The following is a 22,557-nucleotide window of genomic DNA, read 5'->3' on the forward strand; positions in this document are numbered from 1 at the left end:
CCGAACAATCGACTCCGAGACGAGGGATGGCGGTGACCCTCGATTTCGCGACTCCTTACGCTGTTGGCTGTTATGTTCTTTTTTCGTGTCTGCATGATGGCGATGCGTAGTCTCTGGATTCATCCGCTGCGCAGCATTCTGGCCACGCTTGGAGTCATCATCGGCGTCGCCGCGGTTGTGGCGGCGATGGCGATTCTTGAAGGCATGAGCGCTCGCATGGCGACGGGCTTCGAATCGATGGGGTCCAACAAACTTTACGTGATGCCGGAGGTCGAGCGGCGTAACCGCCGGGCGGTTGGCAACTTCGATTCGCTGGAGCTGGATGATGCCTACGCGATAGAGCGAAACTGCCAGGATACGATTTCTCGCGCCATGCCGCAGATCAACAACTCCGTCACGGTGAAATTCCGATCGAAGTCAACGAATGCGTCGATTCTGGGCGCGACCGAGGCGTATCCGCTGATCAACAATCACAACGTTGTCGAGGGCGAGTTTTTCTCTCGTGCGAACGTGCAGGGGAAGGCCAGCGTTGTCGTCCTGGGTTCGAAGGTGAAGGAAGAGCTTTTCGGCGGCAGGCCTGCGATTGAGGAAAAAATCAAGATCTCCGGTCTTGGGGCGCTTGGGACTCGCACGTTGACCGTCATTGGCGTGATGGAGGAAAAAGGCAACGTCGGTTTCACGGACGTTGATCGCCAGATCATCATCCCGATCACCACGGCGATGGAGAAGGTCTATGGAGTGAAGTACATTCAGACCATCATTGCGGAGGCACGGTCCGCATCCGACGCCGACATCGAGGCCGGGAAGAGCGACATTAAGAAGCTGCTGCGCATGCGGCACAAGATTCGTGCCGGACATCAGGACGATTTCCAGGTGCAGGCTCAGAAGGAATTCGTGCAGCAATTTGGCCAGTTTCAGAAGATCATCGGCGTCGTCCTGGGCTCAATCGCGGGAATCAGCCTTGTCGTCGGCGGAATCGGCATCATGAACATCATGCTGGTTGCGGTGACCGAGCGCACGCGTGAAATCGGAGTTCGCATGGCGATGGGTGCGCAGCGGCTGGATGTGATGCAGCAATTCCTCGTCGAGGCCAGCTTTGTCTCGTTTCTTGGCGGCGCGCTGGGCGTGGCGATGGGCTGGGGCATGGCGAATACCATCGAGAAGCTGACGCGCGTTTTCGAGACGCTTACGACGCCGTGGTCGATTGCGGCCGCCCTCGCCATGGCCACATTCACCGGCATCGTCAGCGGGATTTATCCGGCATGGAAGGCGTCGCGGCTCGACCCGGTGGAGGCGCTGCGGTATGAGTAGAGCCCGCGAAATCGGGCGTTAGAATTCAGCGGATGGAGCGGATCCGGCGGTCGAATGCCACAGTGTTGACCATCGCGCCGATCGGTCGAGCGCGGCTCATTCGCATCGCCCTGTTTCTGAGTTCACGTTGACAGTTCCTGGTGCCCTATGCCGAACCGACGCCCTCGCATCGCCGTATTCGCCGGAACGTTTGACCCTCCGACGAAAGGCCATCTCGGAATCATCGACCGAGCAAGGCGATTGTTCGATCGCACGATTGTGGCTGTCGGCGTCAATCCGGAGAAGTCTCCGTTGTTCACGGCCGCAGAGCGTGTCGAGATGCTCCGTGAACTGCTCAATGACGCAACGGACGTGGAGGTCGAGTCTTACACCGGCTTGACGATGGACTACGTCAAGAACAAGGGCGCGGATGTGATCGTCAAAGGCATTCGAGACACCGACGATCTGCGGAATGAACTTCGACAGGCCAACGTCAATATGATTGCCGGGGATGTCGAGACGGTTTTCCTCTTCACTGATGATCAGACAGCGCTCATCAGTGGTACCCTCATTCGGCAGATCGCGGAGATGGGCGGACTGGAGAGCAATCGGATCGAACGATTGATTCCGGCCAGCGTGGTTGGTCGATTGCGTCGGAAACTCAACATCGCGCAACCGAACGACTGACGGTGCCGGCTGCTCCCGGCCTGGCGCTTCTCAATGCTTCGAAATGTGCATTGCATCCGCCGCGATGATGGTTGCCTTGTCATCGAGTTGGGTGAGTTTGCCGACAACCACGACCTCGCTCAATTCCTTCAGACCCTGTATTCCCCTGATTTCCGCTTTGACCGGGGCGCCGTTTGCATCCACCACCTGAACGGTCACTGAGTGCTTTGCAATGTCAGGCGCGGTATCGCAACAGTAGTCCCACGGTGTCGCACATTCGTCACCAGGCTTGTCGGAGCAGGCGTCCAGCCCCGCGCCCATCAGCGTGAATACCGCGCGACCCTCCACGAATGGCGCCTTGCTTCCGCCGATGCGGCCGCGAACGACGACCTTGTCGCCGGTCTTCGCAGCGGATTTCACTTCCTCCACGGTCCTTGCATTGGCGGGTTCAGTGGCAAGAAACAGGCCGGTCGGAAGTCCGGGGGTGGTCGAGACCGCGGCAGGACCACCGCTTCGCGATGGGTCGGCCGGTCGCTTGTCGCATGCGGTCAACAATGCGAGTGCAGTGATTACCGTGCAGGCAATCGATCGCTTCGTTTCTGGATTCATCGCATACTCCTTCGGTTTAAGAGTTATCATACGGCTTTTAATGCAACGGGAATTTCCAATCGCAGGCATCGCCATGCCGGCGGCAACGCGCCGAATAGTCCCATGGCGATTCCCGATATCAGCCCGGCCAGCAGCACTGTTGAATCGACGCGCAGTCCGAACGCGCCCATTGAGAATCGAACGGCGGCGCCATTCAGCACCAGGACCCCAATCGCTGAGGCGATCAGTGCGCCGGTGATAGTGGCGAGCAACGATTCCTGGATGAGCGAAATCAGAATCGCGCTTCGCCGAAAGCCGATCGATTGCAGCGCCGCCAATTCGCGTGCGCGTGATGCAAATGCGGCATACATCGTGTTCATTCCACCGAAGAGTCCGCCGACGGCAATCAGTCCCGCCGTAACCCAGGCGACCATGCGTATTGGTGCAAGAAAATCTGCCAATCGCCGGTAGTAGTCCGTTTCACGCACAGACGCAAGCTGGAGATCCACTCGCGTCTTTGTCAGAGCGGCGACATCCGCGAATTCGGTCTGCGTCGGATCCAGCGTCAGGACCAGGCAGGAATCGGATGAACGCTTCGCGGCCTGCTTCAGATCCGTGAGCGGAACCCAGACCTCCGCGTCGATCACCGTGCCTGGCGCGGCGAAGCGGCCGACGATTGTCCACGAGCGATGGTCGATTATCATCGTTTTGCCTATCGCCAAATCGGCATCGGGTACGCCGAGTTTCGTTGCGGTCATTCGGCCAATCATCACTTCGTCCGCACCGGTTTCAGGGAATCTCCCGTCCACGATCTGTACGGATTCATGCACGAGCATGGCTGCCGGCACCACGCCTCGGATCATTGCAAGCGGCCCCTTGATTTGGTCGGCGCGAACCTTCAGGGGGAGTTGGGCGTGCACTTCGGGTGAAAGATATACCGTGCCTGCGCGGCTTCGGATGCCGCGCAGGCTCGCCGCGATTTCCCCGGCGGCACCGCTGTCGACCTCGCTTCGCTCAAACGATTCCTCGCTGCCCGCGCCGACCAGGACCACATTGTGGGGGCCGCCGGTCGACCGCAGCGCGGCGTCCATGCCTCGCACGAATGCCGCCGCCGCGATGACAAGAGTCAGAACCGTGGCACTCCCAAGGACCAGCAGGACCAGTCGGACGGGTGAGTGTCCGAGGTTGCGAACGGCATACTCAATCGGCAATCGGCGCATGCGGCGCGACTCCTTCAGATCGCTCGAAAGCAGTGGGCGATTTCCCGACGCGACGCACGCCACGCGGGCACGAGTCCGGCCGCGACGCCTACGCCGGCCGACATGAGGAAGCCGATGGCGAACATCGCCGGGCTTGCGGAGATCGGTACACTTTGACCTTCATTGGAGATACTGAAATTTCCCCACGACACCATGGACACCGCCAGGAAGGTGCCGAGACCGCCGCCGAGCACTCCCATCAGCATTCCCTCCGCGATAATGAGCCTGGCGATCAATCCGCTGCGGAATCCCAGTGTCTGGAGGACGGCATGTTCCTTGATCCGGTCCTGGACGCCCAGCACAATCGCATTCGCGACCAATCCCAGTACCGCTGAGAGACATCCGAGGCCCAGATAGCGCGTGAAGGCGATAATCTCGACGATGTCCGAGCCGGCCTGCGCCACGAAGGCCTTTTCAGTTCGTGTTTGCGTTGGTTCGGCCTCTGTGCGGAAGTCCGCGTCGATGTTCGCGGCGATTTCCTCGAGGCGAGTCGGGTCGCTCACCCGGACATTGAATTGGGTCACAATGCCGATACCCGCCTTCGCGGCAACCTGCTGCAGGAACGGCAGATGGACATAGGCTGCGTTCTGATCCTGGGCTTCCGACGACCGGAAGATGCCCGCGACCGTCACCGACACGCCGGCAGAATTGAAAGTCTGACCAACCTTGAAGCCTCGACGGCTAGCAAGATTCTCGCCAACCAGTGCCGCGTCGGACCGTTTTTGCCAGTCGTCCATGGAACCGGCCAGCATATGCCAATTCGGTGCAAGCAGGCTTACGGTTTCGCTCGGGATTCCACGAAACGTCACCACATCGAGGCTTGTGGCACAGTTGTTTACCACGACCTTGATCGGCACGACCGCCGTCACTCCGTCGATCCGCGAGATTCGCTCCGCGTAGTGTTCCGGCAATCGGCTTGTCGCCGGGCAGTATCGATTCTCCCGATACACGACAAGCGTCCGATCCGTCGCGGTGACTTCGGTCGCGTTGCGAATGCCCTCCTGCAAGGACTGCACGGCAACGAATAGAAACATCGCAACGGCGACGCCGGCGGTTGTCAGCAATGTGCGCGTCCTGTGGCGAACCACCTGTTTCCAGACGATCGGAATGAATCGTGGTGCAATCACTTCTGCACTCCGATCTGACCGTCGACGGCTGAATCCGTTACGCCGGATTCGATCAGTCGCCCCTTCTCGAGGTGCAATCTACGCCCGGCATGCGACGCGACCGTCGAATCATGGGTCACCATGATAAGTGTTTTGCCAAGCTCCCGATTCAAACGACCCAGCAACTGCATGATCGCTGCGGCCGATTCGCCGTCCAGATCGCCGGTTGGCTCGTCCGCCACGATGATCCTGGGATTGGCCACGATCGCACGGGCGATTGCCACGCGCTGTTCTTGTCCGCCGGAGAGTTGCCTTGGGTAATGATCGTGACGATCGGCGATGCCGACGAGCGTCAGGGCGGTCGATACGCGCTGATGGCGTTCCGCACGGGTGTGCCGGTGTAACAGCAGCGGCAGTTCGACATTTTCATAAGCGGTCAGGACGGGTACGAGGTTGTAAAGCTGGAAGATGTAACCAATATGAGTGCTTCGCCAGTCCGCGAGGCGCGACCTCGACATTCCAGCGATGTTTTCGCCGTTAATGCGCAACTCACCGCGGCTCGGACGATCGATTCCCGCGATCAGATTCAACAAAGTCGTCTTGCCGCTCCCGGAGGGCCCCATTAAGGCCAGAAAGTCGCCCTGCTCGATCTCAAGATCCAGATGTTGAAGCGGTGTGATTTCAGAGTTTGCTTTGACGTACGTTTTCGTGACGCCGCGACACTCGACCAATGCCATGAAACTGCCTCCATCGCCCAGGGCGCTTATTTCTCGCCGAGTATTCGGATTCGTCCGCCGTGACGAAGGCCCGCCGGGGCATCCACGATCAGGCGATCCCCGATTTGCAGGCCGTCACGAATTTCGATCAGGTTATCACTGGTTTCGCCGCCAAGTTGCACACGCGTTGATTCGGCGACCGTTACACTCCCATCGGTCCTGTTGACTCGCCATGCGAAAGCGCTGTCGCCCTGTCGATCGAATAACACCGTCGCAGGAACCAGTCGTCTCAGGCCAGGCTGCGTCGCCGATAATTTTCCCTGCGCATCTGACCCGGTCCCTTCGGGTGTCGCGGCCGCTGGATGGAGCCGCACGCGGGCCGGCATGTCCGGCTTCAAATTCGGATCGGGATCATGAAGTGCGATTTTCACCTGTACGGTGTTTCGCTGAATGTTTGCTTCGTGCAATATGCGTGTCACCGTCCCGCGTAATTTCTTGTCCGGCAGGGCTTCCGTCGTAATCTGGGCGCGGTCACCGATGCGGACCTTGGCGGCATCGGCAATTGGAATTTCGGCTCGAACCTGTAATGAAGCCGGATCGTAAAGGCGCGCCACCGTGCCGGCGGAGTGTTCCGACGTCGCGGCGCTCTCGTCCCGGCCACGCGACCCGAGCGTAATGCGCGTCCCGGGTTCGATCGTTCGTGACAGGACGACACCGTCGATCGGCGCGCGAATCTCCATTCGTGATAGCTGAAGCTGAAGTTCATCCAGCACAATCAGTTGCCGAATCACCGCCGACTCCTGAACCTTGACGGCCGCTCGGGCCGCTCCGAGTTCTTTCTCCGCCGCGAGCGTTCGAAACTCCAACTGTGCGATCTCCCCGGCCGCAATGCCGCCAGTCGCAGAGAGCATCCGAACCCGGTCGAGTTGATCTCGCTGTTCGGCCGCACGCGCTTCGGCGGCCTGAGCGTCGAATTCGGATCTCGCCGCTTCCGCGCGCAGCGACGCGAGTTCCGCCTCCGCCTTGCGAACCGCCAATCGGGCATCTTCGTCAACCATTCGTGCAATCAACTGGCCGGCCTGGACTCGGTCGCCTTCGAGAACGATAACCTCCTTGATGACCCCTTCGGCAAGTGCCGCAACACTGACAGCGTACGGTGAAGCCTCTATCCATCCCGGCGCTTGAACCAACAGCGGGCCCCAGTCGTCCGATGTTGAGACACGCGACGCCGCCGATTGATTGCGCAGCGATCCGTCGTCGATTGGCGCCGGCGCCACCGGAACGACCCAGACATTCAACGGGGGCGACAGTGCGTCCCTCGCGGTGTGTGCCAGGAGCGCGACCGCCACAAGAAAAATGAACATCGGGATCGCCAAGCGGATCATCCATTTCGACCGTGGCGGTGGAATGTGCGTTGTCAACGAGCCCGCGCTATCGTCCGCGGGCGATAGCAAATGGAGCATTGATTCCGGCATGCTGGAATTCCTTGTCGAGCAAAGCGATTGTGCGACAGATTGAAATGGCGGCGGGTTCGCCTCAACGGGAATGAAGCAATCCGCACCATGCCTTTGCACAGTTCCAATGCGACCGACCGGCGGTCGCCGATGGAATCACGTTTCGGGAATATGGGAGATCAAATCAGAAGTGGAAGACTTCGGTTCGCGCCCGGCGGATGAATCGCCCGGGATAATCGAGTGGCACAGATATGACATCCCGCTGCAATCCGCATCGGGGCGCTGGAAGGCAGGCCGATGGCGTCGGCGCGTTCTCCGGACGGAAACGAATCCGGCTTGGTCGCCTGCACTCCGTGGCCGGAGCAGAAACAGGAACAGTCTGTTGAATCAGATGCGGGGACCGGCATTTCCGGCGATGAGTCATGCTGACAGCAGCACGCTTTGGCCGGCTCGCTTTTCTTCTCGCCCTGCGCGCCCAAGGCGCACGCGCTCGGACAAGCCAGCCCGACGAGTAAAACCATGCTCCAACTTAAGACGGTTTGCTTCATGAATCCCTTATCAAGGGTAACGTTCGCAATGACCGATTTCCAGTCGGTTGCGATGATAATTGCCGGACGTTCCTAAGCCGCTATGTAGACTTGCTCACCGTCACGGTCTGGCCGCTGCTGTGGCGGAATGTCGGCGAGAGCATGGCTTCCACCATCGTCGCGATGTCGTCGGGGTACAGCAACTTGTCGCCGGGGAAGTCCGGAAATGCTCCACGCAGCATGTCCGTTTCGACAGCGCCGGGAGCAACGGCAAAAACACGTATTCCGTGCTCAGCCCCTTCGGACGCAAGTCCGCGGGTGTAAGCAACCACGAACGCCTTGGCGGCGCCGTACGCCGCAAAGCCCGGAAACGGATCGAAGGCCGCAATAGAGGCGATATTCACGATCGTCCCGCCACCGCTCTCTCGCATGATGGGCCAGACTGCCCGCGAACAGAGGTACACTGATCGAACGTTTGAAGCCAGGATATGCTCGAACATCGCGGGCTCCATCTCTTCGATGGGCGCGAGGGGTGCGGCTCCTGCATTGTTTACCAGGAAATCCACGGGCCCGAACAGTTCAAGCGTTCGTTCGACGAGCCGTTCGACGTCCTGTGCGTTGGTGACGTCCGCTGTTTGCGCGAAAACGCGTCCGCCGCCGCGCTCGATGAGCATCTGCGTTTCCGCCAGTTGATCCGCCGTCCGCGACGTGATCACGACGTTAACGCCGCTGACGGCCAGTCTTTTGGCAATGGCTCGACCGATGCCGCGACCGGCGCCGGTGACGATGGCGGTCCTGCCTTGAAGAAAATGCGCTGGATCACCGGCCGTCATTTTCGTCACCTCGCTTCACCGGGACGCGATGTCGAATCGATGCGGGGGAGTCAGGCGATTCGGCCGCGTTTGGTGTATTCGTGCCGAGCTGTATCAATTCGTGCATTCGACCCAACCGGTCTGATGCCGCCTTCGAGGCTTCGGAACACCGGCACCCGCCGCCGCAGCTCCCGTTGCTGGTGCGTGCGGCCTGTATGATCGAGCGCACGAGATATGCGGCGGCCGCGAGCACCAGCAGGCCGACTAAAACGGTTTCCACACTCATGTTCGGATTGTAGTAGAATCCTTGGCGATGGCGAGTTCGAGTCGGCTTGATCTGCCTGCGCGCGTTTCCGCGGCGGCGAGCCCACTTTGGGAATTGCACCATGACGATCACGGATTTGCTGGTTGAACGCCTGGTAATGGGTAGAAAGTGGACGGAGAGTCTGCTGGCTGACATTGAAGAGTCTCGCTGGTTTGAGATGCCCTGCTCGCCGACCGGCCACATTGCCTGGCAGATCGGTCATCTTGCAGCATCACAAATCGGGCTGGTGCATCATCGTTGCGCTGGTCGGCCGTTGGACGAGGTGCTGCCCGAGGGCACGCGATTGATGTTTGGCCGCGGCTCAACGCCGGTTGCGGATTCCACCAAATATCCGCCCATTTCCGAGATCCGATCTCTGTTCGTTCGCACTCAGCGGGAGGTAATCGACATGGTGCGGAATTTCAGTGCGGCCGATCTCGAATCTCCCGCCGGCACGGAGCCGCATCCGATGTTTTCGAGCAAGGCCGGCGCGATTTCGATGGCGGCCATGCACGAGACGTTTCATGCCGGGCAGATCGCTATGTTGCGGCGCGCGTTCGGGAAAGCTGCCTTGCGCTAGCTGGTGCGGAGAATGTAAGTGCTGTAACAGTCGTGATTCGGCTCAATTTGGTCGGCGCTGGGGGGTGCATTGTTCGCAATTCGTAAAGAATCGGAATAGAATCCGCCGGGTCGTTGAAATCGCGCGGGATGGGACGCACCATGCCATGCCCGTGTTCGTAACAACCCAATCGCCATGGATGGGGGATTTCCAAACGAAGCCTTCAAGGACGATGGCGGCGCAGGATGTGTCGGCTCGAATAGAGCCGACGAAGGAGCCAGTTCGAGTCAGGTCGAAACAATAAGGGAGCGCCGCCGCTTATCGGACGGCCGATTTCGGTCGGCGGCCCATTTCGACGTGAAGCGGGGCGACCGATCCTTCGATATCTCAGAGGGGCTGAACTGTCTCAGGAGCTGGATGTTCGTGAATCGTCAAGATGAAGCGCTGGAAGTTCTGCTGATTCTTCGCCGCCGCCTGCTTGATCGCATGGCACGCGTGATCGTTGAGAATCGCGAAAAGCTCCTCAATGGCACCAGTCGCACGAACAATCCGCTCGTCTCTCAGGCCGATCTGGCGGAGATGATCCGGAATCTCGGCGAGATCGATCGCGCGATTTCGGGCCTTGCCGAGTTCGCCACTCCTCCGAATGGTGAGTACGCCGTGCCGCCCGTCCCGGCTTCGGAATCGCAAAGCGACCCCGCGGCCTTCGGCATCTTCACGCGCTTCGTCGAACTCGTTCGAAAGTCGCGGCTGGAGGAGGCCGCCCAGGAGTTGTCGCGCATGCTCGCCATGCCGCTGGATCGTGTCACGACCGCGACGCGATTCTTCTCGCGCACGCTCAAGTCTGATCCGACCGTGCCGGCCCAGCTTGGAAAGTTCTGGCTGACGGTCGGTGAGGCGGGCGAAGCCGATGCTACTCGGTCGCTTATGCGGCTTTTCGGTTTCCAGGCGGTTGAGTCGAGAATGGCGTTGCAGGCGCTTCTGGCGCGCGTGAAGGCCGCGGCAGTGAGCGCCGGTCGCTGACGATATTTCTGGCGCACAAGCCATCCTTTATAATTCTTCACGGCGAGACATCCATCCAGCTTCGATTTTCAGTCGTCTTGAGCGATTAAGGGATTGCCATGCGTCCGCGTCGCTTTCTGGTTACCCGGCTTGGCGATGACTCGATCGTGATCGAGGCGGGTGAGGCTGCGCACGCCGAGCGGGTCCTGCGAATGCGGGCAGGCGATGCCGTGGTAGTGTTCGACGGCACCGGCGCTGAAGTTGACGGGCGAATCGAGCGGGTGGATCGCGGACGGCTCATTGTGCGCCCGACGGGTCCGATCCGTCTCGCGGACGATGGATGGGCGGGGCTGACTCTTGCGGTTGCCGCGCCCAAGGGCGAACGTGCGGATTGGATGATTGAGAAATGTGCTGAGCTTGGTGTTGCCGCGATCCGGCTCATCGTCACCGAGCGCGGAGCCGTCACTCCGGGCGCGGGCAAACTCGAACGTTGGCGCCGCAAAGCGATCGAAGCCGCAAAACAGGCCGGTCTATCACGCGTAATGGCGGTGGACGGACCGATGCCGATCGGCGAGGCGGCCGATTCACGTTGGCTGCTCTTACTCGGCGATCCGTCGCCTGCGGCGGAGTCATTCGTTGATCGGCTGGAGGGGCTTCGCGCCGGCGAGGCTCATGCCGCGCGGGTTCAGGTGATGGTTTATATCGGGCCCGAGGGTGGCTTCACGGAGGCCGAATCCGCAGAGCTGGCTTCGCTGGGGGCGATTGGTGTGCGCCTGGCGCCATCCATTCTGCGGATCGAGACCGCCGCAGTTGCGACCGCCGCTGTATTCGCCGGTGTGATGCGGGACGACGGGGCTTGGCCGCGTGGATCAATCCACATGCGAACCCAAGAAGAGCACGCGGATTGAGCGCGAACGTTACGCTGATGCGGCGTCGTCATCCAGAATCGGAATGCAGACGACTCGACCGACGACATAGTCCACATTTGACATGGTTCGGATTGCGGCGCGGACGCTTTGCTCTTTCGCCGGATGGGTCACGACGACAACGGGTACCGCGTCGGAGGTGTGTGTTTCGTGCGGCTGATGCTGAACGAGTGACGCAATGCTGACACCTTGATCGCCGAGGGACTGGGCGACCGCCGCCATGCCGCCGGGCTTGTCCTGAAGTCCGACGCGAAGGTAAAACGCCGAGACACGGTCTTCCCCGCCGGCATGCCGTGCGGCCGGCGTTCGATCGGGCAGGTCTTTGCGTGATTCAAACACGCGTGCCGTGTTTCCGCAGGCGACTTCGACGATATCCGAAATTACTGCGCTGGCGGTTGGTCTGCCACCCGCGCCGCGGCCGTAGAACATCACATGACCCGCGGCGTCACCGTAAATGCTGACGGCGTTGAACGGACCGCGAACACCCGCGAGCGGATGCGACGTGGGCACGAACATCGGCCGCACGCAAAGTGTGACGCCAGCGTCGTGACGCCGGGCCATGGCGAGCAGGCGGCATACATATCCCAGTGCTTCGCCGGCCACGAGATCCGTCACCTCGATATCCGTGATGCCGTGATGCGTGATCTGGCTGAAGTCGCAGGCCTCGCGCATTGCCACGGATGCGAGCACGCAGAGCTTGTGGGCCGAGTCGATCCCCTCGACATCGAGGCTCGGGTCGGCCTCCGCAAAACCAAGCTTCTGTGCTTCGGCAAGGGCATCCGCGTACGCCACCTTTCCGTCGCCCATGCGAGTCAGTATGTAGTTGGATGTGCCGTTGAGAATGCCATAGATCGCGTCGATCTGATTGGCCGCAAGTCCGCGGCGGATCGATTCGATCAGTGGAATGCCGCCGCCGACCGCCGCCTCGAATGCGATGCAGCGACCGGACGCGCGTGCCGCGGCGAAGACCTCTGCTCCGTGCAAAGCGAGCAAGGCCTTGTTCGCCGTCACGACGTCCTTTCCCGCGCGAAGCGCCGCGAGCGTGAACTCTCGCGCGGCCGTCACGCCGCCGATGAGTTCGACGATGATTTGGGTTTCGGGATCGTGAAGGGAATGCTTGAATTCCGTGGTGAACAATTCGGTCGGAATCAGGCCGGGGCGGTTCAAATCAGGATTGCGAACGAGAATGGAGCGAACCTCAAGATCGACCCCGACTCGATCTGCCAGTTCGTTCCGCTCGCTCAGAAGCATTTCGGCCGTGGCAGAGCCGACCACTCCGCAGCCGAGGATTGAAACGCCGACTCGTCTATCCATGCCGAGAACCTTGTTTCCGTCGTTTTTGGCGTTTCCACTCGAGATGAATTTGCGCTCGCCAGAGGTCTAATTCGGTCGATCAAACGCAACTTATGAGTGATGAAGATGGCGGAGCCTCGATTCCTCAAGGTGGTATCAAAATCCGATTTTAGATTTAACCATTGGCCTATAATGATCTTAAATAGGCAAGTTCCGATAAAGTCTGGTCTGCGCATCGGCCGATAATTCATTAAGCGCCCGCACCGGCGCGGGCGTTGACGTCCTGCTTGCAGGAGGCCGACATGAACCGCCCGACTTCGTTTGAGCGCGTGAATTGCTCGGATTCATGCCCGGAGGCGGTTTCGTCGCCAGGTGGGCATTCACCTGGGCATCCGCGTCATGTCGGGCCGATGCCGGATGGAGCAGTCGGGTTGATCCGGGCGGAACCGGTGAGGTGCCCGGAAGGCGAGCAACGCCCGATTGACGGAGTGCGTGGTACTTGTCGGGCCAGTATAAGCCCGCCGACGGTTCCTCTGGGGCGACCGCCCGAGTGTGAAATGGACGCGCGGGTACGAACGACTGATTCGCAGTCGTCGCCGATCGAAATCCCTCATGACGAGACACACGAGCGCGGCCTGGCCGCATCGGAGACCAACTTGAATCGGACAGATCGCTTGACCACAAACGACTCAACAAGCGTCAGCTCGAACCGTCTTGAGTGTGGCGAAGGAGATTCGTCGGACATCATTGTGTCCGAAGGCCGTTCCGCGCGGATGGCGATGCTTGATTTGCGGCTGCCGCCCCGGTTCGGCCGATACGCCGACGGCTCAAGCCGGACGACAATCCGATCGCGCACGCGAGGCGCGGCATCGGTGGCGGTGCCGGCGGAGCCAGTGATCAGTATCGGGTCCATGGATCAAGCCGATGGCAAGTCGATATCGTCGCCGGCTTCGGCGTCGGTGTCGGTGGCGCGGCCGATGCCCGAATTGCCTCCTCGTGGCGACATTGCCCGTCTGGCGGGTTCGAAGGGCGGCTTACCGAAGCGCATCGGCAGCGGAAGCCTTGTGCCCGCGAAATTGACCTGGATGCCGAAAGACCCGTTCGGCAACGGCGTTCGTGAAAAAAGCGCGCCTCGGTTTCGGTGGGAACTGATGCTGACGTCGGCGTGTATCACGACGGTCTGCACACTTGCGATCATCTGGCTGCTTCGAGCCGTTGCGGCCTGATTGCCGGACTGCGGGCCGGAGTGGCTCGGGAATATATCCGCGCGGCGAATGTTGACTTGAATTGAGATTCGACGGCCAACTGCGCGCGACCTGCCGGCGCATGGCGCGACTCGACGAAGGAAACCTATGTCCCTGCTGCTCGACGGATGCCTTATCAATGACACGGCGTTGCCCGACGGGTCAACCGTCAGTCATGCGATCGATCTTGCCAAGGCGCGCCTGAGCGGCAGCGGGCGACTGATTCTCGGCATCTACTGCAATGGGGCCGAAGTGGAACCATCGCGGCTTCGCGGGATCCTGTCCGCGCCGTATGCGAATTATTCAAAAGTGGAGCTGATTTCCGGCTCGCCGTACTCCGCCGTGATTGAGGCATTGAATCAGGCCCGTGCGGTTTTTGCCGAATCGTTTTCCACAATCAAGCAAGTGTCGGCCTGGTTGTCGTCAGGCGATGTGCCGGGTGCGATGGGCGGCCTGTCGCAGTGCGTGGAAGCGTGGTCGAACATGCACGAGGCGGTTGTCCGGGGCGGGGCGCTGGTCGGAGTTGAGTTCGATCGTCTGGTGCTTGGCGGGCGGCATGTACTGGACTGGCTCGGCGATCTGAATCAGCGATTGCGGGACATTCGCGATGCGATTCAATCGCGCGATCATGTGACGCTGGCGGACGTGATTCGATACGAGCTTGATGAAGCGTTGCAGGGCTGGGAGATCATGTTGGATGGCTTCATCCGTCACATCGAAAAACTAGCTGCTGATTCTGAGTCCGCTGCGGGCTGAACTGCTCCATCCGTAATCGGCTCATAGCCTGTCACCTCTCGCCTCATGCGGTGAGTGTTCCGGCGCGCTGGATCGATATCTTCCTCAGCGTTTTTCCACGGGATGCGGGCGCTTGACTGCAAGTGGCGGATGATCAGCTTCGAATAGGGTCGGGCGTCAAAGCCGGCGAGTGATTCGGCCGCGGGTCAGGTCGTAGGGGCTGAGTTCGACGCGTACCCGGTCGCCGGGCAGTATGCGGATGAAGTTCTTGCGCAGTCGCCCCGAGATGTGCCCAAGGACCTGGTGTTTTTTGCCTTCGTGCTCAAACTCCAGCCGGAACATGGTGTTGGGTAGCGCTTGAATCACGTCTGCTTCGACTTCGATGACATCAGTACTGGCCATATATTCTCCGAAGAAACCTCCTCTCCGGGCGCCGACAGTCGGACACCCTCTATGCTCTTCGTTTAATGGAACCTGCCGCCGCGGAATTCCGCGCCGATAGGCCGCCATCCTGCGTCCGACGTGCCGGCGGGGAGGCTGTCAGGCCGACTCGCGGATATTCCATATCGGGGACGATCCGAACGAGGACTCGCTATTGTAGTTTCCGCGAAGACAACTCACAAGCGAGGGATGACGATTGTGCGATGGGTGCGCATTTTCGGCCGGTCCGGTTTCAGGACGGCGGCCGATCGGCCGGGGTTACTGATCTCGCTTCAGCGTGATCGACTTATTGTCGTCCTCGGTCTTGCCGGCCATCGAGTAGTTATTGTCCTGACGCATCTGGTTGATCTTGAGCTTCTGCTCATAGAGGTCGAGCACGTCGCGGGCGTTCAGGCCGACGCACTGGGCCATTGATATCCAGAAAAACAGGAGGTCAATCACCTCGACCCGGGCATTCTGCAGGTCGTGTAACTCGAACCGCCGGCCGTCCCTGGCTTCCGCGCACCAGTGCTTCCAGTAGGTGCAGTCGCGAAGCTCCTCCAATTCGTTGGCCGCCGCCATGATGTAGTTATTGAGCCATTCACCGGCGAGCTTCGGGTCGAAGTTGTCATGTAGTTTGTCCGGATCGAATCCGATCCTCCGGTTGAGTTCCGCCTGATGTCGAAAAAGTTGGTCGAGCATGGTTGTCCGATCCCGCATGGGGTGTGAAACCGTCGGTTCGCGGCTTATCCGCAGTGATTGCCCAGCATAGCGTCGATTGCCGCAGAACGCACGCAATACAGGCTGATTGCGAATGGTCGTTGGGTGTTCTCTGCCAATTCCGACGGAGTGCGGCGCGGTGCCGGATGTGGCCATGTGGCCATACGGCCGCCCATGTCGGCATGAAGGTGTCATCAGCGGTATAATGTGAGCCGGGCCGAAGGCGGTTTCGCGGAGGTCGGCGCGGGCAGGTTTGTTCGTCGGGCTGTAGGAGATCGGCAATCGGCGGGAGCGATCAACCGTGGGGTCCGAGAATTCAGGGACATCAGCGCGCCTGACGCTTTGCCTCATCGCCGATGACGAGGTCATTGATCGGTTTCCCGCAGCCATTCGCTACCTCCAGATCGGCCTGCTTGATGAGTCGGTCGATGCGATCCTCGTGCTGCCCGATTGTTCGCGGGCTGAATCACTTGTGGCCGGGCCTTCGGCAGCCGTCACTTACTGCCGGCGCCGTTGGCCGCTGGACCGGTTCACATCGCCGCGTGTCACTCGTGAGATTCGCGAACATCTGGCCGCGAAAGGCAGTGCGGCCGGCAGCGCGATCGTCGTCCACTCCCTCTCGATCACGGCGGCACCGCTGGCGCAGGACATTGCATCGGGACTGGGATCGGAATTTGTGTCGAATGTTGCCTCGTCGGCGTTTCGTCATCAGCCGCGCATCATTCAGTCTCTCGACCGCGCGAGTGCGCTTGTTGTGCCCGCCGCCGGTTTGCGGGATGTCATACAGTTAACACCGCTTGTGTCAAAACGCGTTGAGCTGATTCGTCCGAGTGTGGCGATCGATCCGGCAATCGCGGCGTTTCAGACCGCGGACCATGTGCCGTCGATTGTGTTCGCAGGCGCGCTGACGCTGGACTGCGGCGCGGATGTCCTGATTCGTGCGGCCGCCCGGGTTATTCAGGAGGGCGATCGGGTTCTCGTCATTATTTCGGGCAAGGGTCCCGCCGAGCTGGCGCTTCGCCATCTTGTGATTTCGCTCAAGATGGTTGAACACGTCACGTTCACGGGTCGGCTCGATCATTTGCATGCCGCGCTGGATGCGGCCGACATTTTTTGCGTGCCTCGAGCGATCGGCACTTTTCGCGAGGAACCGATCCATGCGATGGCAGCCGGTCTCGCGATCATCGCGGCGCAGGGCGTTTACTGTGACGGCTTGGTTCATCAGGAGAACGCGATACTGATTCCCAACGCCGACGAGACCGAGCTTGCCGCCGCGATTCGACGACTGTGTCATCGACGGGACGAGGCTCGACGTCTGGCAGCGAATGCCCGTGAGGCGGCGGCGAGGCTGTATTCCGTGTCGCGCATGGTGAGCGAATTCGTTCGCCTCTACCGGCAACTGACCGTGCGTCATCAGACGATACAGATTGGTGCATCGCCGTCGTCGCACTAGCGCCGTGGTGGAAGTTCTGCCGCGGGCGGTGCTTTTTCAATCGGGCTTACGCTATCATTCCCGGCATGAACCTGCCGATAATCTGGCCTGATATTCCGAAGCAGCATTTCGAATGCCGCGGTTGCACGCGCTGCTGCCGGGAACTGGTCGTTCATCTAACGCGTGACGATCGGGAGCGAATCGACGCACAGAAGTGGGGCGGCAGGCTTCCGGTGGCGCCCTACGTTCAGCAGGGGCGATCATTCGTATTGAATCATGCGGCCGAGGGCGGATGCGTGTTTCTGGCCGAAGACGGGCGCTGCCGCATCCATGCGGAATTCGGCGCGGCGCAGAAGCCGCTGGCCTGCCGGTTGTATCCTTTCACAATTGAAGCCGGGCCGCAAAGGCTCCATGTCGGTCTGCGGTACGATTGTCCGACCGTCGCGGCGAATTCGGGTTTGGCGCTGGCAGCCCACAAGAGCGACGTCAAGCTCGTTGCCGAGGCGTTGCTCAATTCCAGAGCCATCACCGCGCCATCGGGCAGTGATGCCGTGGAAGTGGCACACAGTGTGCGCGTTTCGGCGCGGACGGCCGACGACTTCTCCTCGCAGATTGAGCGATGGATTCAGCGCGCCTCGATCCCGATGGGGAAGCGGTTGTTCGGCTTGTGTCGACTGGCCGTCACGCTCGGCGAAGCCAGACTCGGCCGGCTCGACGAAGAGTCCCTGGCGGAGCTTGTTGTGATGCTGGGCGGCGGGATACAGGAATTGGCGGCTGACCAGTGGGACGAGCCACCGGGCGAGCCGAGTTCTCGGAGCATGCGCCTTCTGAGACAGACAGTTTTTTCTCATTGCGAGTACATCACTTTTCGGCAGATGTTTTCAGGTTTTCTTCCTGCGATGAAGCTGCGGTGGAATCAGCTTGGTCGTGCCGGAATCATGACACGCGGTACGGGGATGACACCGGCGCTTCGCGGCATTGACGGCGTCGCAGCTTTCTCCGGCGTTGAGTCCATGCAATCTGAGCAGGCGGCAGCGGCGACGTCACAAGTCGTCGGCATGAACGAATCGGCCGATTTGCTGACGCGCTATCTGGTCGCCCGGCTGCAGGCCCGCACGGTTTTCGGGCGCGGCTACTACGGTTGGCCGATTGTGGACGGACTGATCGCTCTGTTGTTGAGTGTTGCGGCGGCCGGATGGTTGGCGCGGTGCAACGCCGCGGCCAGTGGACGAGGCTTGTTCGGCGTGGCGGATGTCCAACGGGCCATCAGCATCATCGATCGCAGCGCCGGGCGCTTGCCGGAGCTCGGTTCGAAGGCGGCGCGGCTTCGCGTGCGTTATCTGGCTGATAACGGAATTGACCGGTTGCTGGCGAAATTCGCGACCTGATCGGACCGGCCCGCACGGCGGCCGGGGTGACGGGGCGAAATCGAATCAGCTCGGAGCGGGGATGCTCTCCAGAATCTCCATGAGAATCTGGTCGGCCGACGCGGAGTGCCCTTCGCGCAGATAGGACTTGGTCACGATGCGATGGGCGAAAACGGGTCGAGCGAGCAGCTTGAAATCGTCAGGTACGGCATATTCGCGCCGGTGCAGCAAAGCGGACGCCCTTGCCGCGCGAAGAAGCGAAAGCGCGCCGCGCGGCGAAACGCCGACTTCGATCGCATCGTGTCGCCGGGTTGCTTCGACGATGTCCTGCAGATAGTCCATGAGCGCGTCGTCGATGCGAACCTGGTCGACGAGCGACTGCACGGCCAGGACATCCGCGCCGCCCATTACGGGTTCAAGAGATTCGAGAGCGGTGCGGTCGGGCTGTTCGCGCAGAATCTGGCGTTCATCCTCGCGGGAGGGGTAGCCGATGCGGATTCTCAAGATGAAGCGATCCAGCTGATTCTCCGGCAGGAAGTAAGTGCCCTCGAACTCGAATGGATTCTGAGTGGCAATGACCATGAAGGGGCGTTCGAGCGCCACGGGCTTTCCCTCTACGCTGACCTGTGCCTCGTCCATGACTTCGAGCAAGGCGGATTGGGAACGCGGCGTGGTGCGATTGATTTCGTCCGCCAGCACGATATTGGCGAAGATCGGCCCATGTTTGAAGACAAATGCGCCAGATCCTTCGTGATACACGCTCACGCCGAGGATGTCGGACGGCAGCAGGTCCGGTGTCATCTGGACGCGCGAAAACGTGCAATCAATGCTGCGGGCGACGGCCTTGGCGAGCACGGTCTTGCCGACGCCGGGGACATCCTCGATGAGCACGTGACCGCGGGCAAAGAGGCCTACGAGGATCTGCGTGACGGCTTCCTCCTTCCCGATGAAGACGGACTCGATGTTGGCACGGAGTGACTGAAGTCGTTCGAGTAGCGGTCCGTGCTCTTTTGTGATGGTCGAGGTCATACGATTGCGCTCGCGTCCCGCGCTGCGTTGTCGCGCGGGGCATACTTTGATGTTGTGTCCGAGGCACCATGCGGCCGAATCGGGCGCGGTATTCGGCGAGCGACACCTCTGTCTCACCCGCGCGCTAAGACCGCGTTTCCATTATACGTCGAATCGGCCACCAGAGGTCGAAAAGCGTCACGACGATCTGAATGCCGAACGCCAGACCAAACAAGCCACCACCGGCGGCGATGAGGAAGACAAAGGGATCGCCTAATCGGGAAAGCCACCAGCCGGCAAAATCCAGGACGAGGGCGCACATCGGCATCGGAATCAGCCAGGCGGCCGCACGATTCGGAAACCGGGTCATTGAGAATGCCAGTCCCACGATAAGCGTGAACATGGGAATGGAGAGCATATGCACATGGCTGACGAGAATCAGACGCGGCAGGTTGTATTGCGGGGCGAGCCGCGCGCGCTCGACGGTCTGTGATTCGACGGATGCCAGTAGCGGCTTCATCATGTCCCAGTCGACCGTGAGCTCATCGGTTCCGAATGGCGCCCGTGCGGCGATTTCTTCGCCGGAACTCCGGGCATGGCATCGGAGGCAGTTTCGAATGATCGCGCGGTTGGGTGTTTTGCCCGGTTCGCCCTGTTCGAGCCCGTCGGGCGTCCCGCCGGCTTTGAGCCAGGATTCGAGCGTGTCGAAATCCGCGTCGTCTTCGACATATTGCCTCATCGCGCCGCGGAGCATCGTGAGCATGCGGGACGGCACGGCATCCGCTGTGGTTCGAGAAAGCTCGATGCCGGAATAGACCGCTCGAATGTCATCCATGGAAAGTCCGGGCCGGCCGTCTGCCATGGCGTGCGAATAGTAGATATTGGCTACCGCGACGATGTAGCCGCCGCCGACGATGGCGAGAAAAATCGAGAGCAGCAGTTTCAGGGCGGCTGGTAGCTCGGCGAGCCTTCCTTTCATCGGAATGTGTGTCGGCGTCCGGTTCATGGGTGTGGCATCAGCATCTCGTGAGTTGGTGGCGGGGTCAAGAACTCGAAAGCTCGTGCTCAAGCGCTTCGACCACGCGGCGGACTGCGTTGTCGAAGGTTTCTCGCAGTTTTGCCCCGGCGGCGCATGCGTGTCCGCCGCCGCCGAATCTCTGTGCCACCTTCGCGACATTTATATCGCGCTTGGCGCGGAAGCTGACCCTTACCGGTTCGTCCGGCGTCTCCGGCTCGACGAACATGACGCTTGCGATAACTGATCCGGTTCGATGCGTTTCGTTGATGACTTCCTCGGTCATGCCGGAGCTTGCCTCGCAGCGGCTGAGCATTTCCCGTGTGACACGAATGACGGCGAGGCGGCCGTGGGCGCGCAGTTCGAACGATGACATGACTGCGCCCATGAGTCGAACGCGTGCGAGCGGCTCGGTGAGATAGAGTCGCTCATACTGGACATCGGCGCGGGCGCCGGCCTCGATGAGGCGGGCGGCCGTCGCGAAGACGACGGCATCGGCGTTTGAGTGACGGAACCAGCCGGTGTCGGTTGCAAGTCCGGCAAAGAGGAGTGTCGCCAGCTCGGGATCGATGCGCCAACCGGCGGCGTCGCAGACGCGGGCGATCAACTGGGTGCAGGCGCCGGCTGACGTGTCCACAAGGATTTCGTCCACGATCGGATCACGAGTCACATGGTGGTCGATCGCGAGCTTCCGGACAGACGATTCGGCGAGAACCGGCACGATGCCGTCGAGCTGGCCTGCCGCGCAGGTATCGACGATCAGCAGCAGGTCGGCCGATTGGAATGCGGCACGCAAGGCTTCCGGGTCCCCTGTGGGCCAGACAAGCGCGGTGTGGGCATCAGGCAGATCGGAATATCGCGGCGGGACCGGTTCATGAAAATATGCCCGCGCGTTTCTCCCCGCGAGCCGAAGGGCGCGGGCTGCTCCGAGGGCCGAGCCGATGGCGTCTCCGTCGGCGCGCGCGTGTGTGGTGATGATGATCTCGGATGCGCCGATGAGGCGGTCTGCTGCCGCGGCGGCGTCGATGGATCGGGGCTGCGTATCGATTGACATCTTGGCTCGTTTATTTGGTGGCTTCGTGCATTCGACTGTACCTGGCGGCGAATCGGCCGCGCTTCACACGCCGGTGGCGGCTGCGAGAAAACCGGTGCGGTTCACGACCGCGGTTCTGCCAGTCGCCTGACTTCCGCGACGTCGCGCGCTATCTGGGCCGAGAGCGCCTCGCGGCTCTCAAATCGGCGCTGCTCACGGATGAACGCGGTCAAATCCAGCCGCGCCGTGCGGCCGTAGGTGTCGCGTGCATCATCGAGGATGAACGCTTCGACCGCCAGCGTGCCTCCGCCGCCGAGCGTGGGGCGGTATCCGATGCTGATCGCGGCGGGTTTTCCGTGTCCGTCAATTTCAGCCGTGCCGGCGTAGACGCCTTCGCGCGGGACGAGTTGTTCGCCGAAGTCGATATTGATGGTTGGGAAACCGAGCGATTTTCCTTCGCCGGCGCCTCGGATGATCGTGCCGATGAGGGTGTAAGGCCGGCCGAGGCACGCCGTTGCGCGCGGGATATCTCCCGCACAGAGCAGCTTGCGAATCAGGGTGCTCGATACGAGACATGGGGTGTCGTCGCCGTCGATGTGAATCTGGAATGGCTCGACAACGTGGACCTGAAATCCGCCTCTGGGTGATAGCTGTCGGAGCGTTTCCACGTTGCCTTTTCTGCCGCGGCCAAAGCCGAAGTCCGGTCCCTCGACGATGTATGATGGATGAATCTGCTTGATGAGGATCTCCCGGACGAATTCTTCGGCTTCGAGCGACAGCAGCGGCCAATCCGTTTCAAGGCGCACGACCGCATCGGCGCCGGCGGCTGCGAGTTGGCGCGCTTTCTCGTGCCACGGCGATAGCCGCCTGGGGGCCTGCTCCGGTCTGAGCAGTTCGACCGGGTGTGGCTCGAACGTCATGGCAATGACCGCAGCACTGGAGACATGGGCCAGCGCGCGGGCGGTGCGAAGAATGCGTTGATGGCCCAGATGCACCCCATCGAAATTACCGACCGCGAGCACCGCGCCGCGAAACACGGGATCGATGGAGGCCACGCCGTGAAAGATTGTGGGTGTCATAC

Annotated in this window: 24 protein-coding genes; 9 read left to right on the forward strand and 15 right to left on the reverse strand. The window is 61.0% G+C overall.

What is annotated here, in order from left to right; translation table 11 throughout:
* Positions 1 to 102: 102 nt before the first annotated feature.
* Positions 103 to 1,311 (forward strand): ABC transporter permease, encoded by a 1,209-nt coding sequence (locus tag KF841_11565; GenBank protein ID MBX3395993.1) that lies wholly within the window; start codon positions 103 to 105, stop codon positions 1,309 to 1,311.
* Positions 1,312 to 1,458: 147 nt separating this feature from the next.
* Complete coding sequence (gene coaD, locus KF841_11570) at positions 1,459 to 1,977, forward strand: pantetheine-phosphate adenylyltransferase (GenBank protein ID MBX3395994.1); 519 nt, start codon at positions 1,459 to 1,461, stop codon at positions 1,975 to 1,977.
* Positions 1,978 to 2,007: 30 nt separating this feature from the next.
* On the opposite strand, the gene KF841_11575 is transcribed toward coaD, so the two are convergent.
* The 8 genes from KF841_11575 to KF841_11610 form a co-directional block, all read right to left on the reverse strand.
* Positions 2,008 to 2,565, reverse strand: coding sequence for a hypothetical protein (locus KF841_11575; protein MBX3395995.1), 558 nt, complete (start codon positions 2,563 to 2,565; stop codon positions 2,008 to 2,010).
* A gap of 26 nt (positions 2,566 to 2,591) precedes the next feature.
* Positions 2,592 to 3,764, reverse strand: a complete 1,173-nt coding sequence (locus tag KF841_11580) for an ABC transporter permease (protein ID MBX3395996.1) — start codon at positions 3,762 to 3,764, stop codon at positions 2,592 to 2,594.
* Positions 3,765 to 3,778: 14 nt separating this feature from the next.
* On the reverse strand, positions 3,779 to 4,837 hold the full coding sequence (locus KF841_11585) for an FtsX-like permease family protein (GenBank protein ID MBX3395997.1): 1,059 nt from the start codon (positions 4,835 to 4,837) through the stop codon (positions 3,779 to 3,781).
* 89 nt (positions 4,838 to 4,926) lie between these two features.
* Complete coding sequence (locus KF841_11590; protein MBX3395998.1) at positions 4,927 to 5,646, reverse strand: ABC transporter ATP-binding protein; 720 nt, start codon at positions 5,644 to 5,646, stop codon at positions 4,927 to 4,929.
* A gap of 26 nt (positions 5,647 to 5,672) precedes the next feature.
* Positions 5,673 to 7,100, reverse strand: coding sequence for an efflux RND transporter periplasmic adaptor subunit (locus KF841_11595; protein ID MBX3395999.1), 1,428 nt, complete (start codon positions 7,098 to 7,100; stop codon positions 5,673 to 5,675).
* 158 nt (positions 7,101 to 7,258) lie between these two features.
* Positions 7,259 to 7,627: a hypothetical protein gene (locus KF841_11600; GenBank protein MBX3396000.1), complete on the reverse strand. Its 369-nt coding sequence runs from the start codon at positions 7,625 to 7,627 to the stop codon at positions 7,259 to 7,261.
* 80 nt (positions 7,628 to 7,707) lie between these two features.
* Positions 7,708 to 8,439 carry an SDR family oxidoreductase gene (locus KF841_11605; GenBank protein ID MBX3396001.1) on the reverse strand — a complete coding sequence of 244 codons (732 nt, stop codon included), beginning with the start codon at positions 8,437 to 8,439 and terminating at the stop codon, positions 7,708 to 7,710.
* Positions 8,426 to 8,704 carry a FeoB-associated Cys-rich membrane protein gene (locus KF841_11610; protein ID MBX3396002.1) on the reverse strand — a complete coding sequence of 93 codons (279 nt, stop codon included), beginning with the start codon at positions 8,702 to 8,704 and terminating at the stop codon, positions 8,426 to 8,428. The genes KF841_11605 and KF841_11610 overlap by 14 nt, the downstream gene beginning before the upstream one ends.
* 100 nt (positions 8,705 to 8,804) lie before the next feature.
* Here KF841_11610 and KF841_11615 point away from each other — a divergent pair, with 100 nt between their 5' ends.
* The 3 genes from KF841_11615 (at position 8,805) to KF841_11625 (ending at position 11,191) form a co-directional block, all read left to right on the forward strand.
* Positions 8,805 to 9,302, forward strand: coding sequence for a DinB family protein (locus tag KF841_11615; protein ID MBX3396003.1), 498 nt, complete (start codon positions 8,805 to 8,807; stop codon positions 9,300 to 9,302).
* A gap of 402 nt (positions 9,303 to 9,704) precedes the next feature.
* Complete coding sequence (locus KF841_11620; GenBank protein MBX3396004.1) at positions 9,705 to 10,304, forward strand: hypothetical protein; 600 nt, start codon at positions 9,705 to 9,707, stop codon at positions 10,302 to 10,304.
* Positions 10,305 to 10,402: 98 nt separating this feature from the next.
* Positions 10,403 to 11,191, forward strand: a complete 789-nt coding sequence (locus tag KF841_11625; GenBank protein ID MBX3396005.1) for a 16S rRNA (uracil(1498)-N(3))-methyltransferase — start codon at positions 10,403 to 10,405, stop codon at positions 11,189 to 11,191.
* A 9-nt stretch (positions 11,192 to 11,200) separates the two neighbouring features.
* On the opposite strand, the gene KF841_11630 is transcribed toward KF841_11625, so the two are convergent.
* Entirely contained in the window at positions 11,201 to 12,523 is a 1,323-nt protein-coding gene (locus tag KF841_11630) for a homoserine dehydrogenase (GenBank protein MBX3396006.1), read from the reverse strand.
* Positions 12,524 to 13,059: 536 nt separating this feature from the next.
* On the opposite strand from KF841_11630, the gene KF841_11635 reads away from it, so the two are divergent.
* Both KF841_11635 and KF841_11640 read left to right on the forward strand, forming a co-directional pair.
* Positions 13,060 to 13,728 carry a hypothetical protein gene (locus tag KF841_11635; GenBank protein MBX3396007.1) on the forward strand — a complete coding sequence of 223 codons (669 nt, stop codon included), beginning with the start codon at positions 13,060 to 13,062 and terminating at the stop codon, positions 13,726 to 13,728.
* A 126-nt stretch (positions 13,729 to 13,854) separates the two neighbouring features.
* Positions 13,855 to 14,502, forward strand: a complete 648-nt coding sequence (locus tag KF841_11640; protein ID MBX3396008.1) for a hypothetical protein — start codon at positions 13,855 to 13,857, stop codon at positions 14,500 to 14,502.
* A 156-nt stretch (positions 14,503 to 14,658) separates the two neighbouring features.
* On the opposite strand, the gene infA is transcribed toward KF841_11640, so the two are convergent.
* Positions 14,659 to 14,883 carry a translation initiation factor IF-1 gene (gene infA / locus KF841_11645; protein ID MBX3396009.1) on the reverse strand — a complete coding sequence of 75 codons (225 nt, stop codon included), beginning with the start codon at positions 14,881 to 14,883 and terminating at the stop codon, positions 14,659 to 14,661.
* A gap of 297 nt (positions 14,884 to 15,180) precedes the next feature.
* Positions 15,181 to 15,603 carry a dUTPase gene (locus tag KF841_11650; GenBank protein ID MBX3396010.1) on the reverse strand — a complete coding sequence of 141 codons (423 nt, stop codon included), beginning with the start codon at positions 15,601 to 15,603 and terminating at the stop codon, positions 15,181 to 15,183.
* Positions 15,604 to 15,922: 319 nt separating this feature from the next.
* On the opposite strand from KF841_11650, the gene KF841_11655 reads away from it, so the two are divergent.
* Together KF841_11655 and KF841_11660 are read left to right on the forward strand one after the other, a co-directional pair.
* A complete protein-coding gene (locus KF841_11655) occupies positions 15,923 to 17,074 on the forward strand; it encodes a glycosyltransferase family 4 protein (GenBank protein ID MBX3396011.1) in 1,152 nt (383 codons plus the stop codon).
* Between the two features lie 65 nt (positions 17,075 to 17,139).
* Positions 17,140 to 18,441: a YkgJ family cysteine cluster protein gene (locus KF841_11660; GenBank protein ID MBX3396012.1), complete on the forward strand. Its 1,302-nt coding sequence runs from the start codon at positions 17,140 to 17,142 to the stop codon at positions 18,439 to 18,441.
* A gap of 45 nt (positions 18,442 to 18,486) precedes the next feature.
* On the opposite strand, the gene KF841_11665 is transcribed toward KF841_11660, so the two are convergent.
* The 4 genes from KF841_11665 to KF841_11680 form a co-directional block, all read right to left on the reverse strand.
* Positions 18,487 to 19,449, reverse strand: a complete 963-nt coding sequence (locus tag KF841_11665; GenBank protein ID MBX3396013.1) for a MoxR family ATPase — start codon at positions 19,447 to 19,449, stop codon at positions 18,487 to 18,489.
* Between the two features lie 124 nt (positions 19,450 to 19,573).
* Positions 19,574 to 20,434, reverse strand: a complete 861-nt coding sequence (locus KF841_11670; GenBank protein ID MBX3396014.1) for a hypothetical protein — start codon at positions 20,432 to 20,434, stop codon at positions 19,574 to 19,576.
* Between the two features lie 37 nt (positions 20,435 to 20,471).
* The gene (locus KF841_11675; protein ID MBX3396015.1) at positions 20,472 to 21,497 is read right to left on the reverse strand and encodes a DHH family phosphoesterase; all 1,026 of its coding nucleotides are present in this window, start codon (positions 21,495 to 21,497) and stop codon (positions 20,472 to 20,474) included.
* Positions 21,498 to 21,598: 101 nt separating this feature from the next.
* Positions 21,599 to 22,555 carry a bifunctional riboflavin kinase/FAD synthetase gene (locus KF841_11680; protein MBX3396016.1) on the reverse strand — a complete coding sequence of 319 codons (957 nt, stop codon included), beginning with the start codon at positions 22,553 to 22,555 and terminating at the stop codon, positions 21,599 to 21,601.
* Positions 22,556 to 22,557 lie beyond the last annotated feature (2 nt).

This window comes from Phycisphaerae bacterium, from assembly GCA_019636475.1.
In the GTDB taxonomy this organism is placed as follows: Bacteria; Planctomycetota; Phycisphaerae; order UBA1845; family UTPLA1; genus JADJRI01.

Excerpts from the sequence above, each read along its gene's own strand:
- KF841_11630 (MBX3396006.1), bottom strand. The coding sequence starts at position 12,523 with ATGGATAGACGAGTCGGCGTTTCAATCCTCGGCTGCGGAGTGGTCGGC.
- KF841_11625 (MBX3396005.1), top strand. The coding sequence starts at position 10,403 with ATGCGTCCGCGTCGCTTTCTGGTTACCCGGCTTGGCGATGACTCGATC.
- KF841_11605 (MBX3396001.1), bottom strand. The coding sequence starts at position 8,439 with ATGACGGCCGGTGATCCAGCGCATTTTCTTCAAGGCAGGACCGCCATC.
- KF841_11600 (MBX3396000.1), bottom strand. The coding sequence starts at position 7,627 with ATGAAGCAAACCGTCTTAAGTTGGAGCATGGTTTTACTCGTCGGGCTG.
- KF841_11585 (MBX3395997.1), bottom strand. The coding sequence starts at position 4,837 with ATGTTTCTATTCGTTGCCGTGCAGTCCTTGCAGGAGGGCATTCGCAAC.
- KF841_11610 (MBX3396002.1), bottom strand. The coding sequence starts at position 8,704 with ATGAGTGTGGAAACCGTTTTAGTCGGCCTGCTGGTGCTCGCGGCCGCC.
- KF841_11680 (MBX3396016.1), bottom strand. The coding sequence starts at position 22,555 with ATGACACCCACAATCTTTCACGGCGTGGCCTCCATCGATCCCGTGTTT.
- KF841_11590 (MBX3395998.1), bottom strand. The coding sequence starts at position 5,646 with ATGGCATTGGTCGAGTGTCGCGGCGTCACGAAAACGTACGTCAAAGCA.
- KF841_11670 (MBX3396014.1), bottom strand. The coding sequence starts at position 20,434 with ATGAACCGGACGCCGACACACATTCCGATGAAAGGAAGGCTCGCCGAG.
- KF841_11640 (MBX3396008.1), top strand. The coding sequence starts at position 13,855 with ATGTCCCTGCTGCTCGACGGATGCCTTATCAATGACACGGCGTTGCCC.
- KF841_11615 (MBX3396003.1), top strand. The coding sequence starts at position 8,805 with ATGACGATCACGGATTTGCTGGTTGAACGCCTGGTAATGGGTAGAAAG.
- KF841_11575 (MBX3395995.1), bottom strand. The coding sequence starts at position 2,565 with ATGAATCCAGAAACGAAGCGATCGATTGCCTGCACGGTAATCACTGCA.
- coaD (MBX3395994.1), top strand. The coding sequence starts at position 1,459 with ATGCCGAACCGACGCCCTCGCATCGCCGTATTCGCCGGAACGTTTGAC.
- KF841_11660 (MBX3396012.1), top strand. The coding sequence starts at position 17,140 with ATGAACCTGCCGATAATCTGGCCTGATATTCCGAAGCAGCATTTCGAA.
- KF841_11565 (MBX3395993.1), top strand. The coding sequence starts at position 103 with ATGCGTAGTCTCTGGATTCATCCGCTGCGCAGCATTCTGGCCACGCTT.
- KF841_11650 (MBX3396010.1), bottom strand. The coding sequence starts at position 15,603 with ATGCTCGACCAACTTTTTCGACATCAGGCGGAACTCAACCGGAGGATC.
- KF841_11580 (MBX3395996.1), bottom strand. The coding sequence starts at position 3,764 with ATGCGCCGATTGCCGATTGAGTATGCCGTTCGCAACCTCGGACACTCA.
- KF841_11595 (MBX3395999.1), bottom strand. The coding sequence starts at position 7,100 with ATGCCGGAATCAATGCTCCATTTGCTATCGCCCGCGGACGATAGCGCG.
- KF841_11675 (MBX3396015.1), bottom strand. The coding sequence starts at position 21,497 with ATGTCAATCGATACGCAGCCCCGATCCATCGACGCCGCCGCGGCAGCA.
- KF841_11665 (MBX3396013.1), bottom strand. The coding sequence starts at position 19,449 with ATGACCTCGACCATCACAAAAGAGCACGGACCGCTACTCGAACGACTT.
- infA (MBX3396009.1), bottom strand. The coding sequence starts at position 14,883 with ATGGCCAGTACTGATGTCATCGAAGTCGAAGCAGACGTGATTCAAGCG.
- KF841_11635 (MBX3396007.1), top strand. The coding sequence starts at position 13,060 with ATGGACGCGCGGGTACGAACGACTGATTCGCAGTCGTCGCCGATCGAA.